At 65.2% G+C, this 25,634-nt stretch carries 20 protein-coding genes; 12 read left to right on the top strand and 8 right to left on the bottom strand.

Features of this window, described 5'->3' with window-relative positions; genetic code table 11:
* Nucleotides 1-290: 290 nt before the first annotated feature.
* From AC1DJ5_RS02300 to AC1DJ5_RS02285, 4 genes are all read left to right on the top strand, one after another.
* Entirely contained in the window at nt 291-887 is a 597-nt protein-coding gene (locus AC1DJ5_RS02300; RefSeq protein WP_441453478.1) for a hypothetical protein, read from the top strand.
* Nucleotides 888-1,069: 182 nt separating this feature from the next.
* Nucleotides 1,070-1,762, top strand: a complete 693-nt coding sequence (locus AC1DJ5_RS02295) for a fimbrial biogenesis chaperone (protein ID WP_441453480.1) — start codon at nt 1,070-1,072, stop codon at nt 1,760-1,762.
* A gap of 10 nt (nt 1,763-1,772) precedes the next feature.
* A complete protein-coding gene (locus AC1DJ5_RS02290) occupies nt 1,773-4,214 on the top strand; it encodes a fimbria/pilus outer membrane usher protein (protein ID WP_477019545.1) in 2,442 nt (813 codons plus the stop codon).
* Entirely contained in the window at nt 4,214-5,152 is a 939-nt protein-coding gene (locus AC1DJ5_RS02285) for a hypothetical protein (protein WP_441453483.1), read from the top strand. Before AC1DJ5_RS02290 ends, AC1DJ5_RS02285 begins: the two co-directional genes overlap by 1 nt.
* Here the strand turns inward: AC1DJ5_RS02285 and AC1DJ5_RS02280 are convergent.
* The 4 genes from AC1DJ5_RS02280 to AC1DJ5_RS02265 all read right to left on the bottom strand — a co-directional run bounded on the left by AC1DJ5_RS02280 (nt 5,149) and on the right by AC1DJ5_RS02265 (nt 9,955).
* Nucleotides 5,149-5,544: a hypothetical protein gene (locus tag AC1DJ5_RS02280; protein WP_477019544.1), complete on the bottom strand. Its 396-nt coding sequence runs from the start codon at nt 5,542-5,544 to the stop codon at nt 5,149-5,151. The two genes, AC1DJ5_RS02285 and AC1DJ5_RS02280, sit on opposite strands and share 4 nt — an antisense overlap.
* 373 nt (nt 5,545-5,917) lie before the next feature.
* On the bottom strand, nt 5,918-7,198 hold the full coding sequence (locus AC1DJ5_RS02275) for a surface lipoprotein assembly modifier (RefSeq protein ID WP_477019543.1): 1,281 nt from the start codon (nt 7,196-7,198) through the stop codon (nt 5,918-5,920).
* Nucleotides 7,199-7,266: 68 nt separating this feature from the next.
* Nucleotides 7,267-9,000 (bottom strand): transferrin-binding protein-like solute binding protein, encoded by a 1,734-nt coding sequence (locus tag AC1DJ5_RS02270; RefSeq protein WP_477019542.1) that lies wholly within the window; start codon nt 8,998-9,000, stop codon nt 7,267-7,269.
* Between the two features lie 331 nt (nt 9,001-9,331).
* The gene (locus AC1DJ5_RS02265) at nt 9,332-9,955 is read right to left on the bottom strand and encodes an alpha/beta hydrolase (RefSeq protein ID WP_441453491.1); all 624 of its coding nucleotides are present in this window, start codon (nt 9,953-9,955) and stop codon (nt 9,332-9,334) included.
* Between the two features lie 165 nt (nt 9,956-10,120).
* On the opposite strand from AC1DJ5_RS02265, the gene AC1DJ5_RS02260 reads away from it, so the two are divergent.
* Nucleotides 10,121-11,518, top strand: coding sequence for an amino acid permease (locus AC1DJ5_RS02260; protein WP_477019541.1), 1,398 nt, complete (start codon nt 10,121-10,123; stop codon nt 11,516-11,518).
* Nucleotides 11,519-11,687: 169 nt separating this feature from the next.
* Here AC1DJ5_RS02260 and AC1DJ5_RS02255 read toward each other — a convergent pair whose 3' ends face one another.
* Both AC1DJ5_RS02255 and AC1DJ5_RS02250 read right to left on the bottom strand, forming a co-directional pair.
* Complete coding sequence (locus AC1DJ5_RS02255; RefSeq protein WP_477019540.1) at nt 11,688-12,848, bottom strand: M20 aminoacylase family protein; 1,161 nt, start codon at nt 12,846-12,848, stop codon at nt 11,688-11,690.
* A 35-nt stretch (nt 12,849-12,883) separates the two neighbouring features.
* A complete protein-coding gene (locus tag AC1DJ5_RS02250; RefSeq protein WP_477019539.1) occupies nt 12,884-14,305 on the bottom strand; it encodes an MFS transporter in 1,422 nt (473 codons plus the stop codon).
* A gap of 379 nt (nt 14,306-14,684) precedes the next feature.
* Between AC1DJ5_RS02250 and AC1DJ5_RS02245 the strand changes: the two genes are divergently transcribed.
* Together AC1DJ5_RS02245 and AC1DJ5_RS02240 are read left to right on the top strand one after the other, a co-directional pair.
* A complete protein-coding gene (locus tag AC1DJ5_RS02245; protein ID WP_441453499.1) occupies nt 14,685-15,023 on the top strand; it encodes a hypothetical protein in 339 nt (112 codons plus the stop codon).
* 67 nt (nt 15,024-15,090) lie between these two features.
* Complete coding sequence (locus AC1DJ5_RS02240) at nt 15,091-15,831, top strand: NYN domain-containing protein (protein WP_441453500.1); 741 nt, start codon at nt 15,091-15,093, stop codon at nt 15,829-15,831.
* Between the two features lie 37 nt (nt 15,832-15,868).
* Here AC1DJ5_RS02240 and AC1DJ5_RS02235 read toward each other — a convergent pair whose 3' ends face one another.
* Nucleotides 15,869-17,680, bottom strand: a complete 1,812-nt coding sequence (locus AC1DJ5_RS02235) for an aspartyl protease family protein (RefSeq protein ID WP_441453502.1) — start codon at nt 17,678-17,680, stop codon at nt 15,869-15,871.
* A gap of 122 nt (nt 17,681-17,802) precedes the next feature.
* Between AC1DJ5_RS02235 and AC1DJ5_RS02230 the strand changes: the two genes are divergently transcribed.
* From AC1DJ5_RS02230 to AC1DJ5_RS02210, 5 genes are read left to right on the top strand one after another with little or no spacing between them, the layout of a single operon-like run.
* Nucleotides 17,803-18,639, top strand: coding sequence for a TrmB family transcriptional regulator (locus AC1DJ5_RS02230; RefSeq protein ID WP_477019538.1), 837 nt, complete (start codon nt 17,803-17,805; stop codon nt 18,637-18,639).
* 15 nt (nt 18,640-18,654) lie between these two features.
* Nucleotides 18,655-20,736, top strand: coding sequence for an alkaline phosphatase D family protein (locus AC1DJ5_RS02225; protein ID WP_477019537.1), 2,082 nt, complete (start codon nt 18,655-18,657; stop codon nt 20,734-20,736).
* Nucleotides 20,737-20,740: 4 nt separating this feature from the next.
* Nucleotides 20,741-21,631 carry a GNAT family N-acetyltransferase gene (locus tag AC1DJ5_RS02220; protein WP_477019536.1) on the top strand — a complete coding sequence of 297 codons (891 nt, stop codon included), beginning with the start codon at nt 20,741-20,743 and terminating at the stop codon, nt 21,629-21,631.
* Complete coding sequence (locus AC1DJ5_RS02215) at nt 21,628-22,119, top strand: YybH family protein (protein WP_477019535.1); 492 nt, start codon at nt 21,628-21,630, stop codon at nt 22,117-22,119. The genes AC1DJ5_RS02220 and AC1DJ5_RS02215 overlap by 4 nt, the downstream gene beginning before the upstream one ends.
* The gene (locus AC1DJ5_RS02210; protein WP_477019534.1) at nt 22,116-23,180 is read left to right on the top strand and encodes a serine hydrolase domain-containing protein; all 1,065 of its coding nucleotides are present in this window, start codon (nt 22,116-22,118) and stop codon (nt 23,178-23,180) included. Before AC1DJ5_RS02215 ends, AC1DJ5_RS02210 begins: the two co-directional genes overlap by 4 nt.
* Nucleotides 23,181-23,230: 50 nt before the next feature.
* On the opposite strand, the gene AC1DJ5_RS02205 is transcribed toward AC1DJ5_RS02210, so the two are convergent.
* The gene (locus AC1DJ5_RS02205) at nt 23,231-25,312 is read right to left on the bottom strand and encodes a catalase (RefSeq protein ID WP_477019533.1); all 2,082 of its coding nucleotides are present in this window, start codon (nt 25,310-25,312) and stop codon (nt 23,231-23,233) included.
* Nucleotides 25,313-25,634: the final 322 nt, after the last annotated feature.

The following is a 25,634-nucleotide window of genomic DNA, read 5'->3' as shown; positions in this document are numbered from 1 at the left end:
CAGCACCACGACCCGAGGACAACAATTATCCGCAGCCACCGACCGGTAAGGTTACTATTCGCCCATGAGGGGAAAATTTCATAAATAACTGACGACTAGCTCGAAAAAAAATGGCGTTTCGACGTTATTCGACGTTGCCATCTCGCCGTTACGCCGGTAACGCTTTCTTAACCTTTTGGTTGAAGGGGGCGTCGCGAGCAAAGACTCATTCAGCACACACCCTTCGGAAGGTCGCGTGAGTAGCGGCGTTTTTGCGCCGTCAACCGAACATTTTTTCGAAGGGACACATCATGAAGAAGCTGTTTATGGCCGCCATGGCCACCACCCTGTTCGCCACCCCGGTCTTGGCTGAGTCGAGCGACACCGCGACCATCGCCATGACGGGCACGGTCGAGCAGATCTGCACCGTTGTGCCGCAAGCGGGCTTGGCAGGCGGCAACGCCGGCGCTTCGACGCCGTATTCGGTCAGCGGCGACAACGTCACCACCAGCTGGCAGTTCGCGATCGCCAACACGACCGATCCGACCCAAGCCACCATCGGCGACACAAGCCAGCGGTTCTTCTCGGTCGGCTTCAAGACCTTCTGCAACGACGACTTCACCTGGACGACGACCGCCACCAACGGCGCCATGCTCAACAGCAGCACCGCGCCTGCCGGCTTCACCAACAGCCTCGACTATACGCTCGCCATCAAGCAAATCGGCACCGGGGCTGGCACGCAACAGAACGGCGTGAACCTGGCGGCTGGCGGCTCCGGCGTGTTCCAAAGCGACGCCTTCGAGGGCACGTCGCAACTCGACATCAACGTCCCGGCTAGCACGACGCCGCCGATCGCTGGCGATTTCGTGGAAACCCTGACCCTGACCTTCGTGGCTGACGCCAGCTAAGGTTGACGCCGTCTTCGGGAGGGCGTCGCTGCGGCGCCTTCCCGAACGACGTCTGCGTCTTGCGTCATTGTTAACGCGTTTGTCTCTATGCTGAACTGAGCAGCGGCTCTCAGTATATTGCGCGACATGCAGCGGCTGTGAATTCGGGGGAATTCGTGAAGTTAATTTCTCGCGGCGTTCTGTTGCTGAGCTGCCTGATCTGGACCGTCTGGCCTGCGCTTGCAGTCGCCAGCCTCCGCGTTAATCCGTTGGTCGTCTACCTCACTCCGAGTTCCTCCTCGGCGGTCGTCGAACTGACCAATGTCACCGACATCGACCTGCCGTTCGAGGTCACGGTGATGAAACGCGTCGTCGTGGATGGCGAAGAACAGCAGATTCCGGCCGAAGATGACTTCGCCATTTTCCCCTACCAGACGATCATTCCCACCGGCTCATCGCAGACGTTGCGCATGCAATGGCTGGTCGGCCAGGCCCCGCCGACATCCGAATCCTATTATGTCTACGTCACCCAAGTTCCGGCCCAGATCACGCCCGGCGTGAGTGGCGTTCGGATCAACTACCAGTTCGGCATCTCCGTTCATGTGGTTCCGCCTGGGACGCAGCCGGACATTCAGATCACCGCGTCTCGCCCGGCCGAAAAAGACGGCGTCCGCGGCGTGGAGATTGATGTCCGCAACGTGGGATCCCGTTTTGCGCGGATGTCGGAACAGGAACTGATCGTGGATGGTGGTCCTACGATGGACCGCGCCGCGCTGAAAAAAGCGATCGGCGTCGGCTTCCTCCTGCCGGGCCAGACCAACACCTTCTTTATTCCCCGCGATGGCGCCGTCCCGGACGCGGCGGCGATGAGGCTGCGGCATCTTGGCCCGGTCTAGCTCGCGGCATATGATCGCCCTTGGCGTTGCGGCGTCGCTACTGGCCGTTTCTCCGGCGAACTCCGAGGTCCTTGACCAAGACATCGCCCCGCCGCAGCGCCTCGTGCCTATCACCGTGCCGGTTTTCGACGGCGATCGGCCGATCGGCACCGTGGCGGCAAGGGTAAACGGAACGGGCGCCTATCGGATATCGGCTGCGGCGCTTATCTCTATCCTTCGGCCGGTCTATTCCGCTGAAGAGTTCGCGCTCCTCGAGCCTCAGGTCGCCACGCTCGGGGAAATCGGCCCGGACGAGGCCGCAAGACTAGGCCTGCCCATCCGGTTTGACGCCCAGAAGGCGGCCCTGCGACTCGATGTGCCGGCGAACCAGCGAGGACGCACGGAGATCGCTCTGGCCGCCCCTGGTCGAGTGCCTGAACCCGATCGCTCGCGTCAGACGCCTAGAGATTTCACCGCCTATCTGAACACGAACATCTCGGTCGTCGACAATCCTGCCTTCAGCGGCAGCCGCACCAGCGGCGCTGTCCTGTTCGAGGGCGCCGTGCGATGGGGCGGTTTTGCGATCGAGAATTCCTCAGTGCTTGCCACCGGGGGACACGAAGACGGATCGCTCAGCCGCCAGTTCACCCGCGTGACCCGCGACTTCCCGATAGCAGGCGTTCGCGTCTCCGCCGGCGACCTGTTCAGCACATCGCGCGGGTTTATAGGCTCGGTCGACGTGCTGGGCGTATCCGCCGTACGAAACGTCGAAACCTTCGATCCCTTCCAGTCCTCGCGTCCGACGGGGCGGCAGTCTTTCATCCTGAATGAAGCCTCGAACGTCGATATCATCGTCAACGGCGCGGTCCTCAGGCAGGTGCGCCTGCCCGCTGGCAATTATGACCTGACCAATTTCCCTCTGACTGACGGGGCCAACGACGTCCGCATCGAAGCCAGAAACGATCTGGGCCAGACTACCGCCTTCAACTTCACCAGCTTTTTCGATTCCAATCTTCTTCGCACGGGGCTCAGTCAGTGGGATTTCACCGCCGGCGTTGCGGCGACGCGGCTGTCTCGACGGATCGAATATGATTTCAACGACGCCCTCGTGTCCGGATTTTATCGTCGCGGCATCTCTGACGCGCTGACGCTGGGGATCAGCGGGCGGTATTTTCGCGATCAGTGGCTGATCGGCGGCGAGGCGACGGGCGCCACCGCCCTGGGCCGCTTCTCGACCGACATCTCGATCAGCCAGAGCGCCGGAAACACCGGCTTTGCCGTACTGATGACCGCACAGCCCGAACTTCCCGACGCTTGGGAAGCGCGGAACCGCCAAATCGACGGCTTCATCGAATACCGATCATCTGAGTACGGCGACAATGCGCTGTTTAACCTGGGCGAGACCTTCCGCACCGCCATCCGTTATGGCGACTCCTTCGGGTTCGAGCGCTACAACTTCACTGCCTCTCTGGGATATTCCCGGATCGGCAGAACGGGTCGGGAAGGTCCTGAGGCGTCTCTGTCGCTCGCCTACCGCTATCGCCCCGACGTCACATTGCGGGCCTCCACCGACTACCGGAGCGACGCACAGGGCGAAGGCGAGGCGGCTGTGCGTTTCGGTCTATCCAAGTCGTTCGGATATAGCGGGCGCGCCTCCACCAGCTTCGATACGCGCGACAGTCGCTATCTCGCCGACTACGCCTTCAGCAACCAGTTTGGCGGCATCGGCACCCTGACCGGCAATGCTTCTGTCAGCGGTGCCGACAGCCAGGATGCTGTCGCGGACGGTTTTGTGAACTATACGGCGAACCGGTTCGAAGCCTCCGCCGGCTATTCCCAGGTGATCGAAGGCGAGCGTTCCTCTAGCGGAGGGCGCACGACGCTCAATCTCGCCTCAGGGCTAGCGTTCGCCGGCAATCAGTTCGCCGTGTCGCGCCCGATCCGGGACTCGTTCGCCATCGTCCGCGGACATCCGGCTCTGGAAGGGCGCACGATCGTCGTCTCCCCGGGCCGGGAGCGCCAGGGCGACCGGGCGCGGTCTGGCCCGCTCGGCCCGGCCGTAGTGTCCGACCTGGGATCCTATTCCATCGCGCGTCTGCCCTATGACGTGACCGATCTTCCGGTCGGCTACGACATCGGCGTGGGATCTATGGAGTTCTTCCCGCCCTATCGCTCCGGCTATCTGGTCGACATCGGCAGCGCCAGACTGGCCTCGGCGGTGGGGGTGGTGCTGGACAAGGACGGCCGGGCCCTGGGGCTGGCGGTCGGCTCCGCGTCCTCGACAACGGATCGGGGCTTCCTGCCGCAGCAGATATTCACGAACCGCGCAGGTCGTTTCAGCCTGTCGGGCCTCATCCAGGGCAATACCTATATCCTCGACTTCCCTGACAGGAAGCTCAAGGTTCAGATCACCATCCCGGCGGATGCGTCAGGGTTCGTAAACGTCGGCGAGCAGATAGGAAGCGCAGACTGATGATGCATATCATGGCCATTCCAGTCGCCGTCGCCCTGAGCCTCGTTTCGGCCCAAGCTCATGCGGCGTGCCGGCTGAGCCTGGACCCGATCGAGACGGTCAATCTGATGGGGGCCGGCGGCGCGGCTTACGACGCCTTCGAACGCTCCACCTATCAGACCGATTTTTCCGTGATGATCCGCAACGACGGCGAGGACGACTGCAGCGGCTACCTTTCGCTGCAGAACGGCGACGGGCGGGCAGTTTTGCGGGGCTACGGCGGCGACACGCTCGATTACCGCCTCACCTCGTCAAGCGGACAGTCGGACCTGGTTAGCCCGCAGTCCGAAACACCCTCGCCGGCAAATGCAGTGCCCTTTTCCTTGACGCCGGGTCGCGTCCAGGTCCTCGGATTTTCCGTGAGGATTTCGCCGAACCAGATCGTGCCTTCAGGCGTATATGACACCACGCTGCTGGTGCGGGCGTTCGATACTGAGAACGGCATGCTTGTCGTGGAGCGCCCAGCGCGTCTGGCGACAACGGTCAGATCGGCCATGACCATCCTGCTGTTCGAGGGCGGCATTCCTGCTTCCAGCGCACGCGACGATGCCGGCGTTCGCACGCGGCAACTGGATTTCGACACACTTCAAGAGGGCGAACAAGCCAACCTTCGCGTGCTGGTTCAATCCAATGACGGATACGCCATCAGTTTCAGGTCTCTGAACGGCGGAGCGCTGTGGCACGAGAACCTGGGGCGCGCCTCCCAGATTCCCTATGCGGTCACCTTCGGCGGCGCCAAGGTGGCCCTGGGCACGGGCGAGACACGCACATCGTCCTTCCGCGCCACGGAAATGTCGGGAGCGACCGATACCCTGAACGTCCGCATCGGTCGAATCGGCGCAGCGCGCGCCGGCCGCTATTCCGACGAGATCACCATTCGCGTCGTGCCTGAAGGTTAGCCGCCGGTTACGATGCGGAAGCTCAACTGGGGCGGCGTCTCCACCGCATCCTCGGATAGCTTCCGCAACATAACGGTTTCACGACGCGACACCGCCGTGGGGTAACGTCGCACGACCGATTCCGATTGCGCGTCCATCGCGATTTCCTGACCGTCCAGAACCAAGACATAGCCCTGAGCGCCCTCGCCAACGAGGCTGGCGTAAAGCGTCGCTCCGTCTGACACGTTGCAGAACACCGCCAGCTCGGATGACAGGGCTGCGCCACCGGACATCGTCTTGACGGTGCAGATGGGCTGCACGCTCCCCTCGAAGCGCGCGGACTGCGCCGAAGCGCCGCTAGCCAAAACGCTCACGGCAACAGCGGCGGCTATCCGCATTGTTCGGGAATTCATCAGCAGGCTCCGAGCTATCGCCTGTAGAATGCTCCTCTAGGCTTAAGGATCTATTGCCCGCCCAACGCTCGCGCCCCCAACCGGCCCTTGGACAATCACGGACGCGCCTCCATGCTCTCAAGCTCTGCCAAGCGAAACGGGGTGACGGTAGCGCCGCACCTGCTGGAGACACGTTCGCATTGGACTGGCAGCACCGCCACGCCGTCAGTCGCTGACTGACGATTGCCCCCGCCCTGCTGTGGCTCGGGGGGTGCAAATCGGCTCAGCGTAGGGTCTGGACATTGGCTCGTTGCTTCGAAGCAGATTCCAATAGTCCCCGCGACCAAGCCTCCTTGCGGCAGTCTTTCCGCTAATTCCTAACGATGAACCATTGTCAGAACGCCCGCGACACGCCGATGTCGGCGGCCACCCGACGATAGTCGTAAATTCCAACCGTAGAATCGTTACGCTCTAGGGCGATGCGGACAGTCGGAGCGAAACCGTAAGCCGTCAGGGAGCGGAAAGTCATGCCGAGACGGCCCGTGGCGAGCCACTCGCGACGCCTATCGGGAAAGAGAAACAGCCGTTCGTCACCTTCTGTACGGCGCAGGCCCGCCGAGACAAAGGCCGTCCCCCATCGCGTCTCGCGCCATCCTCCCAGGGTCAGCCCCCCCGCCCAGGTCGCATAGCCGGGATCGACAGCGCCTTGTCGGGTGATCGAGGCAGAAGCGGAGACGCCCGAGCGCGCGTCCAGCGCCCGTTCATAGGCCGCCGACAAGTCGTAGATGTTTCCATCCTGGAGGGCGTTGGTGTCGTATCGAGCGTCGCTGACGCTGTATGAGGTGATCAGCTGCGATCGTGCGTCCATCGCCCGCACCCAGTCGAACGCCAACGCCGACGTTTGAGCGTAGGGCTCGTTTCCGAACCAGCGCCAGGTCTGGCCGACCGAAGCGGTGAAGCGGTTGCGTTCGCCCCGCCGCTCCACGCCCAGAAGCGCCGAGGCGGAGACATCGTTAAACTGACTCTGCCGATAGACGCTGCCCTGCACGGCCCCGCGCGGAAGGACCGACCACCCCTCTGCCATGGGTATCCGCCCAAAGACCTGAGTCATGCTGCGAAGCCCGGCTCCGGAGCGCGCCCGCGCATCGTCAGACAGGGTCAAGGGCGCGATGACCGTGTCCAGGGTCCGGGCTTCAGTCGCGCGATTGATGTTGCTGTCGGGGGCGACGGCGAATTCGAAGACGCCCCCGATGCGCTTTTCGCTGCGCAGGGCCCGGGCGAAATGATCGACCATGGCGGCGGCCTCTTCCGGCACGCCCGAGGCCCGGGCCTGACGCAGTTCGCGCCGCGCGTCCTTCTCACGTCCCAAGGCGGCCAGCATCCGCGCCAACTCCAGCCGGGCCACCAGCACGTCCGGTTTTTCGTCCAGCAGGGCGCGGAACATCACCGCAGCTTCGGAATATCGGCCCATGTCAGCCAGCAGGAGCCCGTGCCGATAGCGCGCCTCGGCCCGAATATCGGCGTCGGCGTCCCTGGCGAGCGCCTCGTAAATGACGAGAGCGTCCACGGCCTGACCCACCGCCATTCGGGCATCGGCCAGCGCGAAGAGTTGGGCGGCGCGGACCCCCTCCACCACGTCCTGCGCCCTGACGGCGCCAGGGGCGGCGGCGATCAAGGCTGCTGCGGCTAGTCCCCAGCAAGCCTTACGATGCCAGCGGACGCTTCGCCCGCCTCCTTTCGGCGTCACTTACGACGCGCCACGGTCACGCCGTTGATAACCAGCCCTCCGGCCTGCACGCGCTCGGGCGCATAGATGTGGAAATCGCCCGCCAGTTCTTCTCCGGTCGGGCCGTAGAAGCGGGTGTTGATCTGGCCGATCTCCGCATTCCCTTCGATGATCGAGCCGGTGTTGCCATTCCAGAAGAGGCGCCCGCCGAATTCGTAACGACCGAAATCAAGCGGCTGTCCCTGCGTCTTGCCGTTCAGTACCAGGGCCCCCGTATAGGTTTGTTTTGAGAAATCCACGTCGAAGTTCGACGTGCCGCCCACATCGTACATGGCCCCGGTCGTCCGATTGGCTCCGGTGCCATAGACGACCCCTTCGTAGCGGGCGCTGCCCGTGCGCCGGGTGAGCATGCTGTCGCGTGTCACCAGTCCGTAAACGAAGTGGTGCCGCTGAAGCTGAACTTCCGCGACTTCAACTACCTGGCTGGCCCACCGACCCAGGCCGACGTAGGTCAGCGCCAGTTCCGAGTTCGCCGATCCGAGCTTGTACAACTGGAGTTGCACCTCTCGATCGCCGAAGGTTTTCCTGTAGTGGACGAAGTTGGCGTCGTCGCCTGCGACAATGTCCCCAGAGGTGAAGTTGCCTCCTGCCATCGACGATAGGCCGGGGCCGAAGCTGAAGTTGCCATTAGTCCGATCATTGAACTGGCCGATCAACGGGATCTGCGACACGCTTCGAACAGCGTTCGAGGGGGTGGCCTTGCTGACCAAAAGGGCGCGTCCACTCGCGTAAAACAGTTGCGGGACCACAATGTCCGTCATCCGCAAGTTCACGCCCGCCGCCCCGACACGCTGTCCCGTGAAGCTCCCAACGGCGGTCGCGCCGTCCGAGTTCGATGCGCTGAAACTGGCGCCCACCTCTTCGCTCTCCGGACCGAAGAAGCGCCCCGAGATATCGCCCGCCGTATTGGCCTTGGAAGATCCGACCGTAACATAGCCCGAGAAGGCGCCGTCACCGCTGCTCAGGCGGCCGCTCGCGGCCATCTCGATGCCGCCGCCGGAAACGCCCTGTCCCGTCAGCAAGCCGGTTTCACGCAGATAGGAGTGGGCGGCGAACTCTCCGCCGAGGAAATCCACGTCAAAGCTTCCTTCGCCCTGATAGACGACCGGCTCATAGCCAGGGGCGGCCGTCACGCCGAAGACGTCAATGTTGTAGCGGGCCGTGCCTGTGCGCGGCATCGCAGACGCAGGCGTATCCAGGCCATAGACGAAGGTGCTGAAGCGGTCGTTCTGGCGGCCGTTCGCCGATGAATAGCGCTGCCAAAGGCCCATGCCCACATAGCGGTTGCTGACCGACTTCGAGTAGGGCGTCGTCACTAGGGTCAGTAACTGGACGCCGTCGGCGCTACGTTGCTCATACTTCGCCTCGCCTTGGACGGTAGACTTCAGGTCCGACGGAAGGAAGGTGGCGCTCTCGGTGTTCAGGGAGACCTTATAGCTCTTCGAGGACGCGTCATAAGCCACCTGCAGATTGGCCGAGCCGCCGCTTGTGGATGCAACGGTTCCGTTGGCGAGGTCGAAAACAGCCTGCTGGTTGTTGCCAATCGCGTTGAACGTCTGACTGACCGTCAAATTGTTGATGCTGCTGTTGCCGGGCGGAGGGGTAACAGGGATGATCGGAGCCGCGCCGCCTCCGCCGCTTCCCCCGCCGCAGGCGGTCAGGATGCTCGTCGTCAGGACGGCAATCGCCATTGAGACAAGGCGCATATTACCCCCCGCGCATTTCGCTAGCCATACCCAATGGCCTACACCATAGACGACCCTAAGATCGGCCCGCACCATCTTCAAGCATAGTTTGTCTCGATGAGACGGATGGAGGGCAATTAAATCGCCTGCGACAGGATGCAAGAGCTCAGATTCTCGACGTTCAGCAGAACTTTTCTGCGCGAACAATAGATCATGACAGGAACTATTGTTTCCATAATAGAGATTTGGGAGCGCGGCTTTTCTAGAGGGGTGGCAAAGCCCAGGTCCTTATCAATGGCTTGAGACCATCAATCCGGCCAGATAGCGGTTCGCCTTTTCAGCGCGCCTTCTCGCCGAGCGCCTTTGCAAGAAACAGTCCCGCTGCACCAACTCCAGCCGCCTGTAGCTCGTGCCGCCCTCCCTCGACCCAGAAAGTCTCGACCGGCACACCAACCTCGGCCAGAGAGGCGGCAGCCGCCTGCCCTTCGCCATAAGGAATCACGGTGTCCGCCGTGCCATGGACCAGCAGGACGGGGGTCGGCGACGGCCGCCATGGCTTGGGACTGGCCAGCCGACCGGAAAAGCCCACAACGGCGCCTACCGGCCACCGGCCGGTCACGACGGCGTCGAGGGCCATGATCGTCCCCTGGGAGAAGCCCACTAGGGCGACCCGATCAAGCCGCTGTTCCAGGCCATGATCAGCGACCAATCCCTGGATCACGGCGTCAAGGTCCGCGCGCGCCGAAACGATGCGCTCGGCGCGATTGTCTGGCGTGACGCCGGCGACGCTGAACCACTGCCGCCCGGCGCCGCCTTGATCGAACGGGAAGGGACCGTTCGGAGCGGCGAAGGCGGCGCCGGGCAGAACTTTCGTCCAGACGTTCGCCAGTGGCGCTAGGGAGGCGCCGCTGCTGCCGACCCCGTGCAGGAAAATGACAAGGGAGTCGCTCATGTCGATCATGGTCTTTCTCCAACCGAAATGGCGTTGAAGGATTATCCGGGCGAAGCGGGCAACACATGTTCCGTTTAGGTATGGCAGGCAACCTCTTCGATCTTTTACGATCGGGCCTTCGAGGCCTAGCATTCTGGGCGTCGAATATGACGCCTCCTCCCACAGGAACCCCGAATGGGCCGTTGGAACGTACGCAAGCGCATCGAAGCCAATGCTCAGGACGCGCATGACCTCGCCCGCACCCTGAGTTGGCCGCATCTGATCGCCATGGGCGTCGGCGCCATTGTCGGCACCGGCATCCTCACCCTGATCGGGATCGGCGCCGACAAGGCCGGGCCTGCGGTCCTTCTGTCCTTCTTGATCGCCGGCTTCGTCTGTGCCTGCGCCGCCCTGGCCTATGCCGAGATGGCGACCATGATCCCCGCCTCGGGCAGCGCCTATACCTATAGCTATGTGGTCATGGGCGAGGTCGTCGCCTGGATCATCGGCTGGAGCCTGATCCTGGAATACAGCCTGGTGGTCAGCGCCGTGGCCGTCAGTTGGTCGGGCTACGCCGCCCCGCTGCTGAACAGTTGGCTGGGCGTCCCCATGGCCCTGATGCAGGCCCCCCATGCCGGCGGCGTCGCCAACCTGCCCGCCCTCTTCATCATCGCCGTGGTCGCAGGGCTGCTGATCGCCGGCACGCGCAAGAGCGCCAGCCTGACCATGATCCTGGTGGTGGTGAAGCTGTCGGCGCTGGCGGTCTTCGTCTGGTTCGCCCTGCCGCATTTCAACGCCGCCAACCTGGAGCCGTTCAGCCCCTTTGGCTTTGCTCGCAACACGAGCGCCGACGGTGTCGAACGCGGCGTCATGGCCGCCGCTGCCATCATCTTCTCCGCCTTCTACGGCTTCGACGCCATCGCCACCGCCGCCGAGGAGACCCGCAATCCAAAACGTGATCTGGCCATCGGCATCATCGGCTCGATGCTGGCCTGCGCGGCCATCTACACGGTGATCGCCCTGGCTGCGCTGGGCGCGACCTCATTCACCCGCTTCGCCAACAGCCCCGAGCCACTGGCCCTGATCCTGCGCGAGATCAACCAGCCCGGCGCCGCCCATTTCCTGGCCGTCACCGCCGTCATCACCCTGCCGACCGTGATCATGGCCTTCTTCTATGGCCAGAGCCGGATCTTCTTCGTCATGGCCCGCGACGGCCTGTTGCCGCACAGCCTGTCCAAGGTGTCGTCGAGCGGCGCGCCGGTGCGCATCACCCTGTTCACGGGCGCGGTCGTCGGCGTCATCGCCCTCTTCTTCCCGCTGGATGAAATCGTCGCCCTGGCCAACGCAGGCACCCTGGTCGCCTTCAGCGCCGTGGCCCTCTGCATGCTGATCATGCGCCGTCGTGCGCCCGAGGCTCCGCGTGGATTCCGTACGCCGCTCGCCTGGGTCGTCGGCCCCATCGCCATAGCAGGATGCCTCTATCTACTCGCCAGCCTGCCGCAGAAAACCCAGATATGGTTCGTGATCTGGAACCTGGCGGGGGTCGGCCTCTACCTGGCTTATGGCCGTCGCCACAGCCTAGCGGGGAAGTAGACGGTCGAAAACTCGAACAGTACCGCCCCCGCCCTTGTCAGGCCAACCGGCTAGCGACGCTGACCGGAGCGGATAGCGTGGCCTTATGGCCAAATCCGACGCCCCGTTCCACCAGGTCGACCCTGAACCGCGCTGTCAGGATAACCCGGAGGCCGGGACGTGGAATTCATCACCGAAGATAGCTCTCGGTCAGCGCCACCCAATAGGCCGCGCCAACGGGCAGGATCTCCCGGTCGAAATAGTATTCGGGATGGTGGACCATCTTGCCCGGGCCGCCGCCCAGGAAGCAGTAGGTCCCCTTCTTCTTTTGCAGCATGAAGGCGAAGTCCTCGGACGCCAGGAAGGACGGGCCAGGATAGACCACCTGATCCTCGCCAAAAGCCGCCTGCGCGATCTGGGCGGCCTTTTCGGTTTCGCCGGCGTCGTTGACCAGCACCGCGCCGGGCACGCCTTCCCGGATTTCCGAGGTGCAGCCGAAGGACTCGGCCTGGTGGGCGACGATTCGACGGATGTTGCCGAGCACCAGCTCGCGGTCCTCGGGCGTGGTGGTGCGGACCGAAAAGCGCAGGATGGCGTTGCCGGCCACGGCGTTCCCGGCATTGCCCGCAAGGAAGGCGCCGATCGTGACGATGGCGGGGCGCGCCGGCGCCACGTTGCGCGACACGATGCTCTGGATAGCCATGACGATGGATGAGCCGGCCACGACGGTGTCGATGGTCTGTTCGGGCACGCCGCCATGGCCGCCCTTGCCGATGATCTCGACCTCCCAGTTGTCGACGGAGGCCATCATCTGGCCGGGGCGGAAGTAGAACTTGCCCTTCTCGAGGCCGGGAATGTTGTGCATGCCGAAGACGGCGTCGACGGGGAAACGCTCGAACAGCCCGTCGCTGATCATGGCAGGGCCGCCTTGCATGGTTTCTTCGCCCGGCTGGAAGATCAGGCGGACGGTTCCGTTGAAGTTTTTCGTCTCGGCCAGGTGCTTCGCGGCGCCCAGCAGCATAGCGGAATGGCCGTCATGGCCGCACAGATGCGCCACGCCATCGACGTTCGACTTATAGGGCAGGTCGTTCTGCTCCTGGATGGGAAGCGCATCGAAGTCCGCCCGCAGACCGATCGCCGCGTCGCCGTCGCCTACTTTCAGCGAGGCGACGATGCCGTTCTTGCCGACGCCGGTCTCAACCTCATAGGCGCCGAACCCGCGCAACGTCTCCGCGATATAATCCGCAGTGCTGGTTTCCTGCATCGATAGTTCGGGATGGCGATGCATATGCTCGAACCATTCGGTCATCAGCCCGCGGTTCTGTTCCAGCCTTTGGACGATGGCGGTCATCTCTCACGTCTCCTTCATGAAAAAGGCCGGATGGGTCAGCCGCGATGGGCGGCCTTGCCCTTGGGCACGGTGATCAGGATCGAAAGGATCGCCACCGCCACCATCACCAGATTGGCCAGCAGCGCGAAGAACGCAGCCTCGCGCGAGGCGAGGTTCGTCTGATTGCCGGTGAAGGTGATCACGCCCTCGATCCAGCGCACGCCTTCGTTACGACCCGCGATCGCCGTGTAGATCGTCGATGAGACGGCCACGCCAAAGGACGCGCCGAGCGACGAGGCCATCTTGTAAATCCCGGCGCCGGCGCCGCCCTGGTCTTCGGGCAGGTTCGACATCGCCGCGTCGGTCGAGGGCGTGGCGTAGAACGCGAGGCCCAAGCCGAACAGGGAAAACGAGATGATCGCCAGCACCGTATAGGTCCCCAGCATCAGGTTGGTGGGCATCAGCAGGAGGACCGACAGAACGACGATATAGCCACCCCACAGCATTGGTTTGCGCGGGCCAAAGCGTTGCAGCAGCTTCTCGCCGACGCGGATGAACGCCATGATCGTGACGGCGTAGCCGATAGTCAGCAAGCCGGCCTTCTGGGCTGTCATCTCGCCGGCCTCCTGGAGCACCAGCATGGCGATCATGATGATCCCCGCCGTGGCGTTCAGAAGCAGGTTCGAGATCGTCGCCCCGGTGAAGGTCAGGTTCTTGAACAAGCCGAACTGGACAAAGGCGTTCGGATTCTTGCTTTCAATCTTGTAGAAGGCGAACCCGAAGATCAGCGCTGCGGCCAGCAAGGACAGCGAGGTCGGGCTGGCCCAGCCAAACTGGCCGCCCTGGGTCGCGAAGATCTGCAGCGCCACCATGGCGAACATGAAGGTCAGCACGCCGAGCAGATCGAACTTGTAACCCTCTTTCGGCGGTGCCTTGCTCTCGGGCGTGCCGCGCACCATCAGCATGCCGATCAGCGACACGATGGCGGCGATGATGAAGATCCAGCGCCAACCGATGTTCTGGGCCATGAGCCCGCCGAACAAGGCCGCAAAGCCCGAACCGCCCCACGACCCCATGGACCAGAGCGAGATGGCGCGCTGGCGTTCCGCCCCGTCCCAGTAGGCCTTCACCAACGCCAGCGAGGCCGGCATGATGAAGGCCCCCGACAGGCCCTGGCAAATCCGGCCCACCATCAGGAAAGAGCCGCCCAGCGACCCCGACGGCGCCAGCCCGACCAGCAACGAGCCGACAATCGAGAACACAAAGCCGAACATCACCATCTTCACGCGGCCGACCCGGTCGGCCAGGCCGCCGATGACGACGATGAAAATCCCCGAAAACAGCGCCGTGATGGAGACGGCGATGTTCATGAAGGACTGCTCGAGATGCAGGTCGGCGGCCATAGTGGGCGCGATGTTCAGCGTCGTCTGAGCAAACAGCCAGAATGCGAGCACCCCCAGGATAATTCCGTACAGCAACCTATCGTTGCCGCGGTAAGCCTCTGTTGCGGCAGGGTCCACAAAAGCCTCCTTTTACCGTCTGTTCGCAGGCAAGGATCGGCAACGTGAGAGCGAGAAGGTGTTGGGCGCAGGAGCCCTGGAATTTTCGTCACTCTACCGGATAGCTGAACGGCCAGGTCCGACACTCCGTTCCGCCGGCTCGCCGAGGTGATCTGGACAGCACTGTCAGGTTAACCCGGCAAAGTTGAGAGGCACCTACTGCGCGGCGCCCGATCGTCGCCTGATGGTTGCGCCAAAGCCCTATCATCCCCATCTCACAGGACTAATGCGGGCCACAAGGACTTCTAGCCCTTGTATCGGCGCAGCCGCCCCACCCCGCCCCTCCCGAGGTTCCCACATGATCGAAGACGCCTACGTCCGCCTTTACGCCCATGACTTCGTGCAGATGGCCGGCCGGTCCGAGCTCGGCCAGGATGTCCATGCCGCCGTCGACAAGCGTCTTGCCGACGCTCGCGCCCACGCGGCGATCATGGATGCGCGCAAGGGTCCCGGGCATCTGGACGCCCTGATCCGCCGGCTTCGAGATGTGGCGCCTGAATTCACCGGTCGGGTCATGTTGAAAGATGCGAATCCGGTGCAGGCGGCGGAACGGCGCCTTGTCTTCCTGACCCGAATCGCCGATTCGCTTGACGCCGTTGCGGCCCCGTCGCCGTCCTTGCGTTTGATCGCCGCCTGAGTTGCGCGCCAGCCTGCAGTTCGGTCAGCCCCCTCGAGTCGAGGCGGCGGCGCTTTGGTATTAGTTGATGATGTCTTCTCAGGTTAATGCGCCTCGTCTGGCCGTGCTGATCGATGCGGAGAACGCCTCCGCCCGTATAGCGGAGACCCTCTTTACCGAGATAGCCACGCTCGGAGAGGCGTCGGCCCGCCGCATTTACGGCGACTTCTCCAGCGCCCAGTTGAGCGGATGGACCAAGGTTCTGGCGAGGTTCGCCATTCAGCCCCAGCAGAACTTCGCCAACACCAAAGGGAAGAATTCCGGAGACATCGCCTTAGTCATCGACGGCATGGACCTGCTGCACTCCGGTCGGTTCGACGGCTTCTGCCTTGTGTCTTCGGACGCGGATTTCACGCGCCTTGCCTCGAGAATTCGCGAGGAAGGCGTCGCGGTCTACGGGTTTGGAGAGCAGAAGACCCCAGAGAGCTTCCGCCAAGCCTGCACCAGGTTCATCTATACTGAAAACCTCAGCGTCTCTGCAGCTCCCGAAGGGGCGGCGCCTGCGGGGCGTTCGCTCAGGTCGTCCGACGCGCGCCGCCCGGCGTCGGAAGCCGCACGGCTCGTCGCCACTGTCATCGCCGACATGGACGAGGACGGCGACGGCTGGGTAGCGGTCGGCGGCCTGGGGGATCGCCTCCGGAACGCGTACCCAGATTTCGACCAGCGCAGCTACGGTTACCCCAAGCTGTCGGATCTCATTCGCGCCACGGGGCGGTTCGAGGTCCAGACCAGCAACGGCGGGTCGATGCGGATTCGCGACAAGGCCTAGACCCCGCGACCTGATCAGACGCCCCGCTTGCACCGCGTCAGAAATAGTCAGCGAGGGTGAGTTGTCGGCGTTCCCCGCCCTCGAGCGTCAGGGTCACCGTCCGCCCGGCCGCCGCCTCGCCCCAGTGGTTCTCTGGATCGATGCCTTGGCCGTCGATATCGACGATAACGTCGCCCGCCTTCCAGGCTCCGGCCTCGGCCGGAGAGCCAGGCGCCACGTAGCGAACGACCCGCTTGCCGTTGCTGATCACGGTGTTCAGACCCGACCGGTTGCGCGCCAAGGGCGCCGACATGTTTTGACCCGGCAGCAGGAACAGCCTGTCGCCGCCGAAGTCGATCATCAGGCGGAAACGGGAAAAGATGGGCAGGCCGATGTTGGCCGCCGCATCGTCGCGCGCCCACACTCCGCCGCTGGTGCGCAAGGTGGCAGGCACATTCGCGAAGACGTAGCCGCCGATGCTGATGCGGCTCAGGCTGACCAAGGCAGACGGCGCGGCGCCACCGACGCCGCCGGCCATAGCGGCCGAGACCCGGCGACCCTCCAGCAGACGAGCCTCGGCGGCGTAGCCGGGATAGAGCGACAGCGCCGAGCCGTTGCCCAGGTCGAACATCGCCAGGACAGGCGGCCCGTCCTCGATCGTGATAGGCACGGCACGCAGGCCCTCGACCGGCGTCAGCGGCAGCTCGACCGTGCCCGGCGGCGGCGCGAAGCCCTCGGCCGAGACCAGCCTGATCCGGCCTGCGGCGAAATCGATGTCGGTGATCGACTGGTTCATCAGTTCCTTGCCGAGCAGAACCGGGACGGGGCGGCCCAGCGCCTGAGCGATCGCCGACAAATCCATCACCGCGACCGTCATGCCCTTCAGCGTCGCCTCGCCGAAACGGACGTCGAAGCCCGGCGCAATGGATACCGTCTCCGTGCCTCCGGTGCCGATCGCCGTGACCCCGCCCTGGGCGATCAGGCCGATCGACTCGGCGAAGGCGCGGTCCACCACCGTGACCTCGGCCCCGCTGTCGAGCATGGCCTCGACAGGACGCCCCTGAACGGACACCGGAATGAAGATGCGGCGCTGCGAGAAGAGTTCGAAATCCACCCAGCCGCTGTCGGTCCGCCCCGGATCGAACCGGACCACGCGCGCCGCCTCCGGCCGGGAAAAGGTGGCGGCGTCCAGCGTCGGATTCAGCGACAGGCTGTCGATCACGATCTGGCCGTCCTGGTTGTCGTCGCTATCGTCCACCGCGTGCCGGAAGGGCAGGCGCACGCCGTCGACCCAGCGCCAGTCGGAGTAGAGGGTGGTGCGGCTCTTGCCCGGCGAGGACGCGCGCACGCCGCACAGGACGCCGCTCGAAACCTCGATCAGCAGTTCATAGCGCCGACGCCCGGCGTCCGCCGCCACGGGTGCGCAGGCGCGGCCGTCTAGCATTTCGGCCTGGCCCACGATCGAGCGCGCGCCGCGCGGCAGCAGACCCAGCATCAACGCCGCCCCGTTCAGCTCGTCCTCGGCCTGCAGTCGGGACAGGGTTTCGATCTGGCCGCTCATGGTGCGGCTCCAGGCGTCGCCCTCGGTCGCGCCCGTCTCCTCGTGCACCGGCCCCAGTTCGGAGGCCTGACGCGCGCGGCGGACGCCGTCGGGCCCGGCGGCGATCCACCACTGCGCCACGCCTTGAAGGCCGGTCGTGGTCACGACGCCCGTTTGGTGCAGCCCCGTCAGGCCTTCAAAGGCGGGGCCGCCACGCCAGGCGGCGTGGCGTTGCAGCAGTTCCTCAGGGGACGGCGGGGTCTCCGCCGAAGCGGTCGCGGTCGCGGCCAGGAGGGCCGCAGCGGACAGAGCGAAAGCGTGAATCTTCATGGCCCCATGAAGACTAGTAGCAACGACTAGTCGTCAAATGAGAAAATGGTAAGGATTAAATTGTGGCGTCAGATTACGCCGTTTTCACTTTTGATAGCAGCGATTACAAATAGGTTTATGCCATGGCTCCCGAAGACGCCCTCATCCCTCTCGGCTTCACCGAGACCGAAGCTCTGGCCTACTGCGAGTTGCTGCGCACCGGCCCTGCGACCGGCTATCGGATCGCGCAAGGGATCGGGAAAGCGCAGGCCAACACCTACAAGACCCTGTCGACCCTGAGTCAGAAAGGCGCGGTCATCGACGATGGCGGCGATCCGCGCTCGTTTCGCGCAGTGGCGCCCGATCAGTTGATCGCCGCGCTCAACACCCGTTTCGCGGACCAAACCCAAGCCGCCGCAGACGCCCTGGCGAGCCTGAAATCGCATGAGGCCGAGGATCGCCTCTATCAACTGCGCTCGCCGGATCAGGTCTGGGCCCAGGCCGAGGCGATGATCGACGCCGCGACCGAAACCTTGCTGTTCGACTGCTTCCCTCAGGTCGAGGCGCGACTGGCCGACGCCCTCGGACGCGCCGTCGAGCGCGGCGTGGTGGTGTCTGGCGTGGTCTATGACGACGCCCAGGCACGGCACGGCGGCTATCAGGTCGTCCGTTCACGGACGGCCGAACGGGTTCTGGAACGCTGGCCCGGCGCCGAATTGCGGCTGGCCGCCGACGCGACCCAGCATCTGCTGGCCCTGCTGACCCGCGACCTGACCGAAGTTCGCCACGCCCTGTGGAGCGACAGCATCTATCTGTCGGTACAGCAGCACTACGCCCTGTCGGCCGAACTGCGCCTGCACGCCCTGCCGGCTCCCGAACGTGAAGTCGCCCCGCAGCTGACCGTCGCGGGCATGCACCCGCCAGGTCTGCGCAGCCTCCTCGGCCTGACGTCCGACGGAAGCCCCATCCCCCATGAATGAAGTTGCGCCCTGCCCATGAGCGCCTCGGACCGTCGTGAATTCCTCGCCGCCGCGGCATCCTTAGGAGCCGTGCTGGCCATCGCCGGTCCGGCCGTCGCTGGATCGCGCCCCGTGCGCCCGGCGCCCGATCGCTTCCCCCAGGGCGTGGCCTCCGGCGACCCCCGCCCGGACAGCGTGATCCTGTGGACCCGCCGTCCGCCCGTCGCGGGTGGCGTCGAGGGTGCCCTGACGGTCGAGACGGCCGAGGACGAGGGGTTCCGCCGGCTGGTCGCCCGCGCCTCGGTCACGCCGGAGGTGGCGGCGGACTGGACCTGCCGCGTGCTGGTGGCGGGGCTGAAGCCGGGACGGGCCTACTGGTATCGCTTCATCGACGCCGACGGCGCCGCCAGCCGCACCGGGCGCACCTTCACCGCCCCGGCGGAGACCGACGCCGCCCCTGCCCGCTTCGCCTTCGTCAGCTGCCAGAACGTCAACCTCGGCTACGCCACCCCCTATCGGCGCATGATTGTCGAGGACGCGGCCCTGCCCAAGGCCGAGCGCATCCGCTTCGTCCTGCACCTGGGCGACTTCATCTATGAGATGATCTGGTCGCCCCAGGACCAGCCGACGATGCAGGGCCGCGTAGTGCGCGAGATCGGGCCGCTGCCGACCGGCGCCCGCGTCGGCGCCCTGCAGGTTCCGACCACGGTCGCCGACTATCGCCACGTCTATCAGGCCTATCTGGCCGATCCCGACATCCAGGATGCGCGCGCCCTGTGGCCCTTCATCTGCGTCTGGGACAACCACGAGTTCTCTAACCGCTGCTGGCAGAGCCAGATCAACTACGACGGATCGCGCCCTGCCCAGAACCTGAAGCTGGCCGCCAATCAGGCCTGGTTCGAATACATCCCCGCCCGGGTTTCCGGCGCGACCCTGAGGCTGGAGCGGTTTCTGGCGCCGACGGTCTCAGACGCGCCGCTGGACGCCGTCGACGCCGACGGCCTGTCGCATGAGCCCGGCAATCTGGCCGCGATCAACAGCTTGAAGATCGCGCGGTCCCTGCGCTGGGGCGCCAATATCGAGCTGATCCTGACCGACAACCGCTCTTTCCGCGCCCAGGCCGTGGCCGAGAGCGAGGCGGCCGCCCCCTTCGCCGTCCGGGGCTTTCCCTGGTTCGCGGCGCAGGATGTGATCGACGTGCTGGATGCCGGGCGAACCTGGGCCCAGGGCGCGCCGCCGGCCACCCTGCGTTTCGACGGCAAGGACGCGCCCAATCCCCGACGCGACGCCACGCCCGGCAGCATGCTGGGGGCCGAGCAGAAGCGCTGGTTCAAGGAGCGCCTGCGCACCTCGACCGCCCGCTGGAAGCTGTGGGGCAATTCGGTCGGCATGCTGCACCGCCGCACCGACTTCCAGAATCTGCCGGACGAGGTGGCGGCGGACTGGCCGTCCGAGGGCTACGGCCTCTACGGCACGGACGACTGGTGCGGTTTCCCGACCGAGCGACGCGAGTTGCTGGACTTCATCCGCGATGCGGGCGTGACCAATATCGCCACCCTGGTCGGTGATCGGCACAGCTTCTTCGCGGGGCTCCTGGCGCCCGAACTGCCCCCCGGCGACTTCGCGCCCGTGGCCGCCGAATTCGTGGTCGGCTCCATATCGACGCCGTCCAGTTTCGAGGCCGCCGAGGCGGCCCTGCCGCTGGACCGCCCCCTTTCGCCTGTCTATCTGCACCGCCCGACGGAGGCAGCGCCGGTTCAGCCGGCGATGAATCTGGCGATCCGGCACGGCGTGAAGGCCTGTTATGCGCTGAAGGCGACGGGTCGGATCGAGGACGCCCTGGCGGCCACCAATCCCGACGTCGCGCCTCACCTGGCGTTCGCCGACATGGGCGGCCACGGCTTTGCCGTCGTGACCGCGACCGACGAGGCCCTGGATGTCGAATTCGTCGCCACGCCGCGTCCGACCCGCTCCACCGAGGGCGAAGCGGGCATCCCCCTGGCCTATCGCGTCGCGCACCGCCTGCCTGCCTGGACGACCGGCGAGACGCCGCGCCTGGAGCGCACGCGACAGGCGGGCCGCGCGCCCCTGATCCTCGACCTTGATCCGGGAGCCTGAAGCCTTGAAAGCCTCGCCCACCGGGAACCATCCCGCAGACGTCCTGCCGCCCGGCGAACTGACCCTGCTGTGGCGTGAAATCTACGCCAACTATCCCGTCCCCTTGCCCTTCACCGAGGACGAACTGGCGCGCTTCATCGAGGGGTCAGGCGTCGATCGGACGCTCTCTCAGGTCGCGACCGTGGGCGATACGCCGGTCGGCCTGTCCCTGGCCGCGAGATCCCAGGGCGAGGCCTGGATCGGCGGCTTCGGCGTCGTCGCGGCCCACCGACGCACCGGCGTCGGTTCGGATTTGCTGCGCCATCAATGCCGGGTTCTGGAGGCAGCCGGCATCGTCTCGACGCGGCTGGAGGTCATGACCACGAACAAGGCGCGCCGCCTCTACGCCTCGGCCGGCTTCATCGACCGTCGGCGGCTCGACAGCTTCAACAGCGCCGCCGTGGGCGGCGGCGCGGACCCGCTTGAGGTTATTCCGCCTGACGACCTGGCCCGATTGCATCGCCGCATGCACGTCGGCGTCAGCGCCGCGCCCTGGCAGCGTGAACTGGAGGCTGTCGAGCGCGCCGTGCGGCGGGACCGCCTGACCATCCTGGGGTGGCGCAGCCCCACGGGCTTGGCCGCCTATGCGGTTGAACAGGCTCGCAGCGGCGTCACCTACCTCATCGACGCAGCGGCGGAAAACGACCAGGCCGCCGAGGCCCTGATCGCCTCGCTCGCCGCGCGAACCCGCGGGCGTCGCCTCAGCCTCGCCGACGAGCCCGCTCAATCCCCCATTGCCCGCGCGTTCAAACGCTTCGGCGCCACCCCTCGCACCCAGAGGTTCGAAATGCTGCGTCTCAACCCGCCCTCAAGCGTCGCGGAGCCCGCCAAGGTCCGTTCGGAGGCCTTTGCATGACACCCCCCGCCCCCCTGAACCGACGGCTGCTGCTGTCTCTGGCCGCCGGCGCCGCAACTGCCCTGCCCACCAGCGGCGCCCTGGCTCGCGGCCCAGACAGCGCCACGGCCGAAGGCCTGTTCGAACTCTATCGCGGCCTGATCAACGCCCATGACTTCAACCTGCTGGAGCAGCGGGTGATCGCGTCCGACGCGATCTTCGTCTTCTCCGACCGACGCGACGCGGGCATCGCCGCCGTGCGCGCCGGGTTCGAGCGCACATGGTCAATCCTGCCGGACGAGGTCTATGAGATGACCGACCCCGAATGGCTGATCGACGGCGCGGACGCCGCCGCCTGCGCGTTTCGCTACACCTATCGGGGAACTATGGCCGATGGCCGACGCCTAAGCGGCGGGGGCCAGGGCGTGAACCTGATGCGTCGCACCCCGGCGGGCTGGCGCCTCGCCTACGAACAACTGACCCCTGACACCCGTCCGGCTTCCGCGTGACCGGCACCCTCAGCCTGATGGCGGCCATGCTGCTGGAGCGCGATCTTCAATCCGCCCTCGCCGACCTGCCTCGGCCCAGCGCCGTCTCCATCGAAGGGCGCTGCCAACCGGGCGGGCTAAGCGCGGCCTCCGGCCCAGCCGATCCCGAGACCGGCCGGCCGATGACGGTCGATACGCCCCTGCGCATCGCCAGCAACACCAAGACCTTCACCGCCGCCACGGCCTTGCGCCTGTGGGAACAAGGCCGGCTGGATATCGAGTCGCCGATCCGCCCCCTGCTGACGCCGGCGCTGGACCTGATCCTGCGCGAGCGCGGTTACGACACGGCGCGGATCACGGTGCGCCAACTGCTCAATCATACCTCGGGCCTCTACGACCACGGCTCGGACCCGCGCTTCATCCAGACTCTGTTCGCCGCGCCCGACCGGCGCTGGTCGCGTGAGGACCTGGTGCGGCTGTCGATGGAGTACGCCGGCCCGCAAGGCCTGCCGGGCGAGAAATTCCTCTACTCGGACACCGGCTATATCCTGCTGGGCGACATCATCGAGCGGATCACCGGCAGTACGATCGCCGCCGCCGTACGCGAGCAGTTGCACCTCGATCGCCTGGGTCTGACCGCGACTTGGTGGGAGGAGATGGAAGCCCCACCCCCCGGCGCAGCCCCACGCGCCCGGCAGTTTCTTGGCGAACGCGACGCCACCGACATCCACGCCTCCATGGATCTGTATGGAGGCGGAGGTCTGGTGATGTCGACGCGCGACGTGGCGCGCTTCATGGCGGCGCTGTTCGAAGGACGGATCTTCGACCGCCCGGACACCTTGAATACGATGATCCGCCCCGCCGAACATCCGGGCGGAGATCATTATCGACTGGGCCTCATGGCCCGACGCGACGGCGAGGCCGAAACCTATTGGCACTCCGGCTTCTGGGGCACCGTCGCCTACTATGCCCCCGCGCAAGGCACGGCTGTCGCCGCCGCCACCACCAATCAGGACGGCTTCCGCGCGCTCAGCAAGTTTGCGGAAACGCTCGCATCGTCCTCCTGCAACGCGTCGAGCTAAACGACCACCCCGTCGGGCCGGGGTGTTCGCCCGGGTGGAGCATGCCGTCTTCAGGCCAGCGTCCGCACCCTGGACTCGCGCTCCCACTGACGGGTGCGCGCTGGCGACAGGAAGGCCTTGGCGGAGGCAGCGACGTCCACCACGCCGTCGCCTGGCTCAACGCCCGCCCTGTCCAGCAGCGGCCGGGCCTGCGGCGTGTGACCGATGGCCTTGAGATGCCCGAAGGCGTCTTTGGCGAAGTCGACGGCGGCGCCCTCCTTCAGAAGCTGGATGCAGCCGTCGTCCGACAGGATGATCGCCACGGCGTCGAACAGCACTGACGGACTTCCGGCGAGTTGGCCGTTAGCGGCGAGGACGGATCCGTCCGCCAATTTCGCCCCACCGATCTTCGGCGCGACGATGAATACGGCGCCCCCGTCCCCTTCCACGACCTTGCGAACAGCCTCGACCACAGCGCCGTCGGAGCCGTCGGCGACCAGAATCCCGACCTTGCGGCCCTTGAGCGTACCCGGGTACTTGCCGACGATCCGCAGCGCCGGCGACGGTTCGAGGTCGATGGGCGCCGCGGCCGGCGCTGACGCCTGGGGCAGGGACACGCTCATGCCCTCCGCCACCCGCTTGGCGAGGGTCTCGTCGACATTGCGAAGATTGGCCAGGACGCGCGCCCGGACGTGGTCGAGCGTTACCTTCGACAGCTCAAACACAAGCGCGCTGGCCAGATGGGCCTGTTCGATCTCCGTCTGCGACCGGAAGAAGAGCCGGGCCTGGCTGTAGTGATCGGCGAAGCTCTCGGCGCGCAGCCTGACTTTTTCGCCTTCCATCGGGATCGCGGCGGTGCGGAAGCCGCCTTGCGAATCCTCACGCGATCCGCCCTCCTCCCCTGCCTCGGCTAGGCTGTTGGGCTCGTAGTTCGCGCGCCCCTTGAAGACCTGTGTCTGCATATGGCCGTCACGCTGGAAGTTCTGGAAGGGACAACCCTTGGCCCGGTTGATCGGGATCTGATGGAAGTTGACGGTCCCCAGTCGCGACAACTGGGTGTCCTGATAGGAGAAGAGCCGCCCCTGCAGCAGGGGATCTTCCGAGAAGTCGACGCCCGGCACGATGTTGGTCGGCAGGAAGGCGGCCTGCTCGGTCTCGGCGAAGAAGTTGTCCGGGTTTCGGTTCAGGACCATGCGGCCGATGACCCGCAGAGGATGATCCTCTTCGGGGATCAGCTTGGTCGCGTCGAGAATGTCGAATGGCAGGGCGTCGGCCTCGGCCTGGCTTAGAAGCTGGACCGCGAACTCCCACTCCGGGAAGTCGCCCTGATCGATGGCCTCGAACAGGTCGCGGCGGTGGTAGTCGGGGTCGGCCCCGGCGATCTTGACCGCCTCGTCCCAGCAGGTCGACTGGGTCCCGAGCCTGGGCCGCCAGTGGAATTTGACGAAGGTCGCCTCCCCCTTGGCGTTGATCAGGCGGAAGGTGTTGACGCCGAAGCCTTCGATCATGCGCAGCGACCGCGGAATGGCTCGGTCCGACATGGCCCACATGACCATGTGGGTGCTCTCAGGCATCAGGCCGATGAAGTCCCAGAAGGTGTCATGGGCGCTGGCCGCCTGGGGATAGCCGCGGTCCGCCTCCATCTTCACCGCATGGATCAGGTCGGGAAACTTGATCGCGTCCTGGATGAAGAAGACGGGGATGTTGTTCCCGACCAGGTCCCAATTGCCCTCGGTCGTATAAAACTTCACCGCAAAGCCGCGCACGTCGCGCGGCGTATCGACCGACCCCGCCCCGCCGGCCACCGTCGAGAAGCGAGTGAAGACCTCCGTCTTCTTCCCGACTTCGGTCAGGATTTTAGCCGTAGTGTAGGGTTCCAGACTCTGGGTCAGTTCGAAGAAACCGTGGGCGGCCGAGCCGCGCGCATGGACGATCCGCTCCGGAATACGCTCATGGTCAAAGTGCTGGATCTTCTCGCGAAGGATGAAGTCCTCCAGCAGGGTCGAGCCCCTCGGGCCGGCCCTGAGCGAGTTCTGGTTGTCGCTGATCGGCGCGCCATGGTTGGTGGTGGTGCGTGTCTCGGGGGTTGAAGCGGTCTGGTGGAGTTCACCAGCTTGGCCGGGGTGGTCGTCGTCAACGGGCGGGTTGGCCATGGGCGTTTCTTTCCGTGCGATTGTCAGGGGTTCCTGGCTGAATGCGCAGGGCCTCAAATCGTTCGGCAGCAAGCAAAAAGGGAGCTTTGAGCGCCGCGTCCACGCCGCATTGCCGATCCTCCACCTTTAAAGCAGGACCGTTTCCCTCTTCGCGGCCCTGAGGTCCGCGACCAACGTCCGCCGCTCCCGACGACGGGCCTCAACATCCGGCAGGCGCGACAGATGGGAGGGGTGAACCGTCAGCAGGCCCCGATCGCCTTCAGGATAGTTGCGTTTGTAAGAGGCCGACTTCAGGTCGACGACTTCATCTTCCAGGCGACGT

This window comes from Brevundimonas sp. 01N35 (genome assembly GCF_056399785.1).
Note: the sequence above shows the minus strand (reverse complement) of the source record. Positions and strands in the feature narration are given on the sequence as shown.

Coding starts and splice junctions, on each gene's coding strand:
- AC1DJ5_RS02300 (WP_441453478.1), top strand. CDS start 291: ATGAAGAAGCTGTTTATGGCCGCCATGGCCACCACCCTGTTCGCCACC.
- AC1DJ5_RS02290 (WP_477019545.1), top strand. CDS start 1,773: ATGATCGCCCTTGGCGTTGCGGCGTCGCTACTGGCCGTTTCTCCGGCG.
- AC1DJ5_RS02285 (WP_441453483.1), top strand. CDS start 4,214: ATGATGCATATCATGGCCATTCCAGTCGCCGTCGCCCTGAGCCTCGTT.
- AC1DJ5_RS02280 (WP_477019544.1), bottom strand. CDS start 5,544: ATGAATTCCCGAACAATGCGGATAGCCGCCGCTGTTGCCGTGAGCGTT.
- AC1DJ5_RS02270 (WP_477019542.1), bottom strand. CDS start 9,000: ATGGCGATTGCCGTCCTGACGACGAGCATCCTGACCGCCTGCGGCGGG.
- AC1DJ5_RS02265 (WP_441453491.1), bottom strand. CDS start 9,955: ATGATCGACATGAGCGACTCCCTTGTCATTTTCCTGCACGGGGTCGGC.
- AC1DJ5_RS02260 (WP_477019541.1), top strand. CDS start 10,121: ATGGGCCGTTGGAACGTACGCAAGCGCATCGAAGCCAATGCTCAGGAC.
- AC1DJ5_RS02255 (WP_477019540.1), bottom strand. CDS start 12,848: ATGACCGCCATCGTCCAAAGGCTGGAACAGAACCGCGGGCTGATGACC.
- AC1DJ5_RS02245 (WP_441453499.1), top strand. CDS start 14,685: ATGATCGAAGACGCCTACGTCCGCCTTTACGCCCATGACTTCGTGCAG.
- AC1DJ5_RS02240 (WP_441453500.1), top strand. CDS start 15,091: ATGATGTCTTCTCAGGTTAATGCGCCTCGTCTGGCCGTGCTGATCGAT.
- AC1DJ5_RS02235 (WP_441453502.1), bottom strand. CDS start 17,680: ATGAAGATTCACGCTTTCGCTCTGTCCGCTGCGGCCCTCCTGGCCGCG.
- AC1DJ5_RS02230 (WP_477019538.1), top strand. CDS start 17,803: ATGGCTCCCGAAGACGCCCTCATCCCTCTCGGCTTCACCGAGACCGAA.
- AC1DJ5_RS02225 (WP_477019537.1), top strand. CDS start 18,655: ATGAGCGCCTCGGACCGTCGTGAATTCCTCGCCGCCGCGGCATCCTTA.
- AC1DJ5_RS02215 (WP_477019535.1), top strand. CDS start 21,628: ATGACACCCCCCGCCCCCCTGAACCGACGGCTGCTGCTGTCTCTGGCC.
- AC1DJ5_RS02205 (WP_477019533.1), bottom strand. CDS start 25,312: ATGGCCAACCCGCCCGTTGACGACGACCACCCCGGCCAAGCTGGTGAA.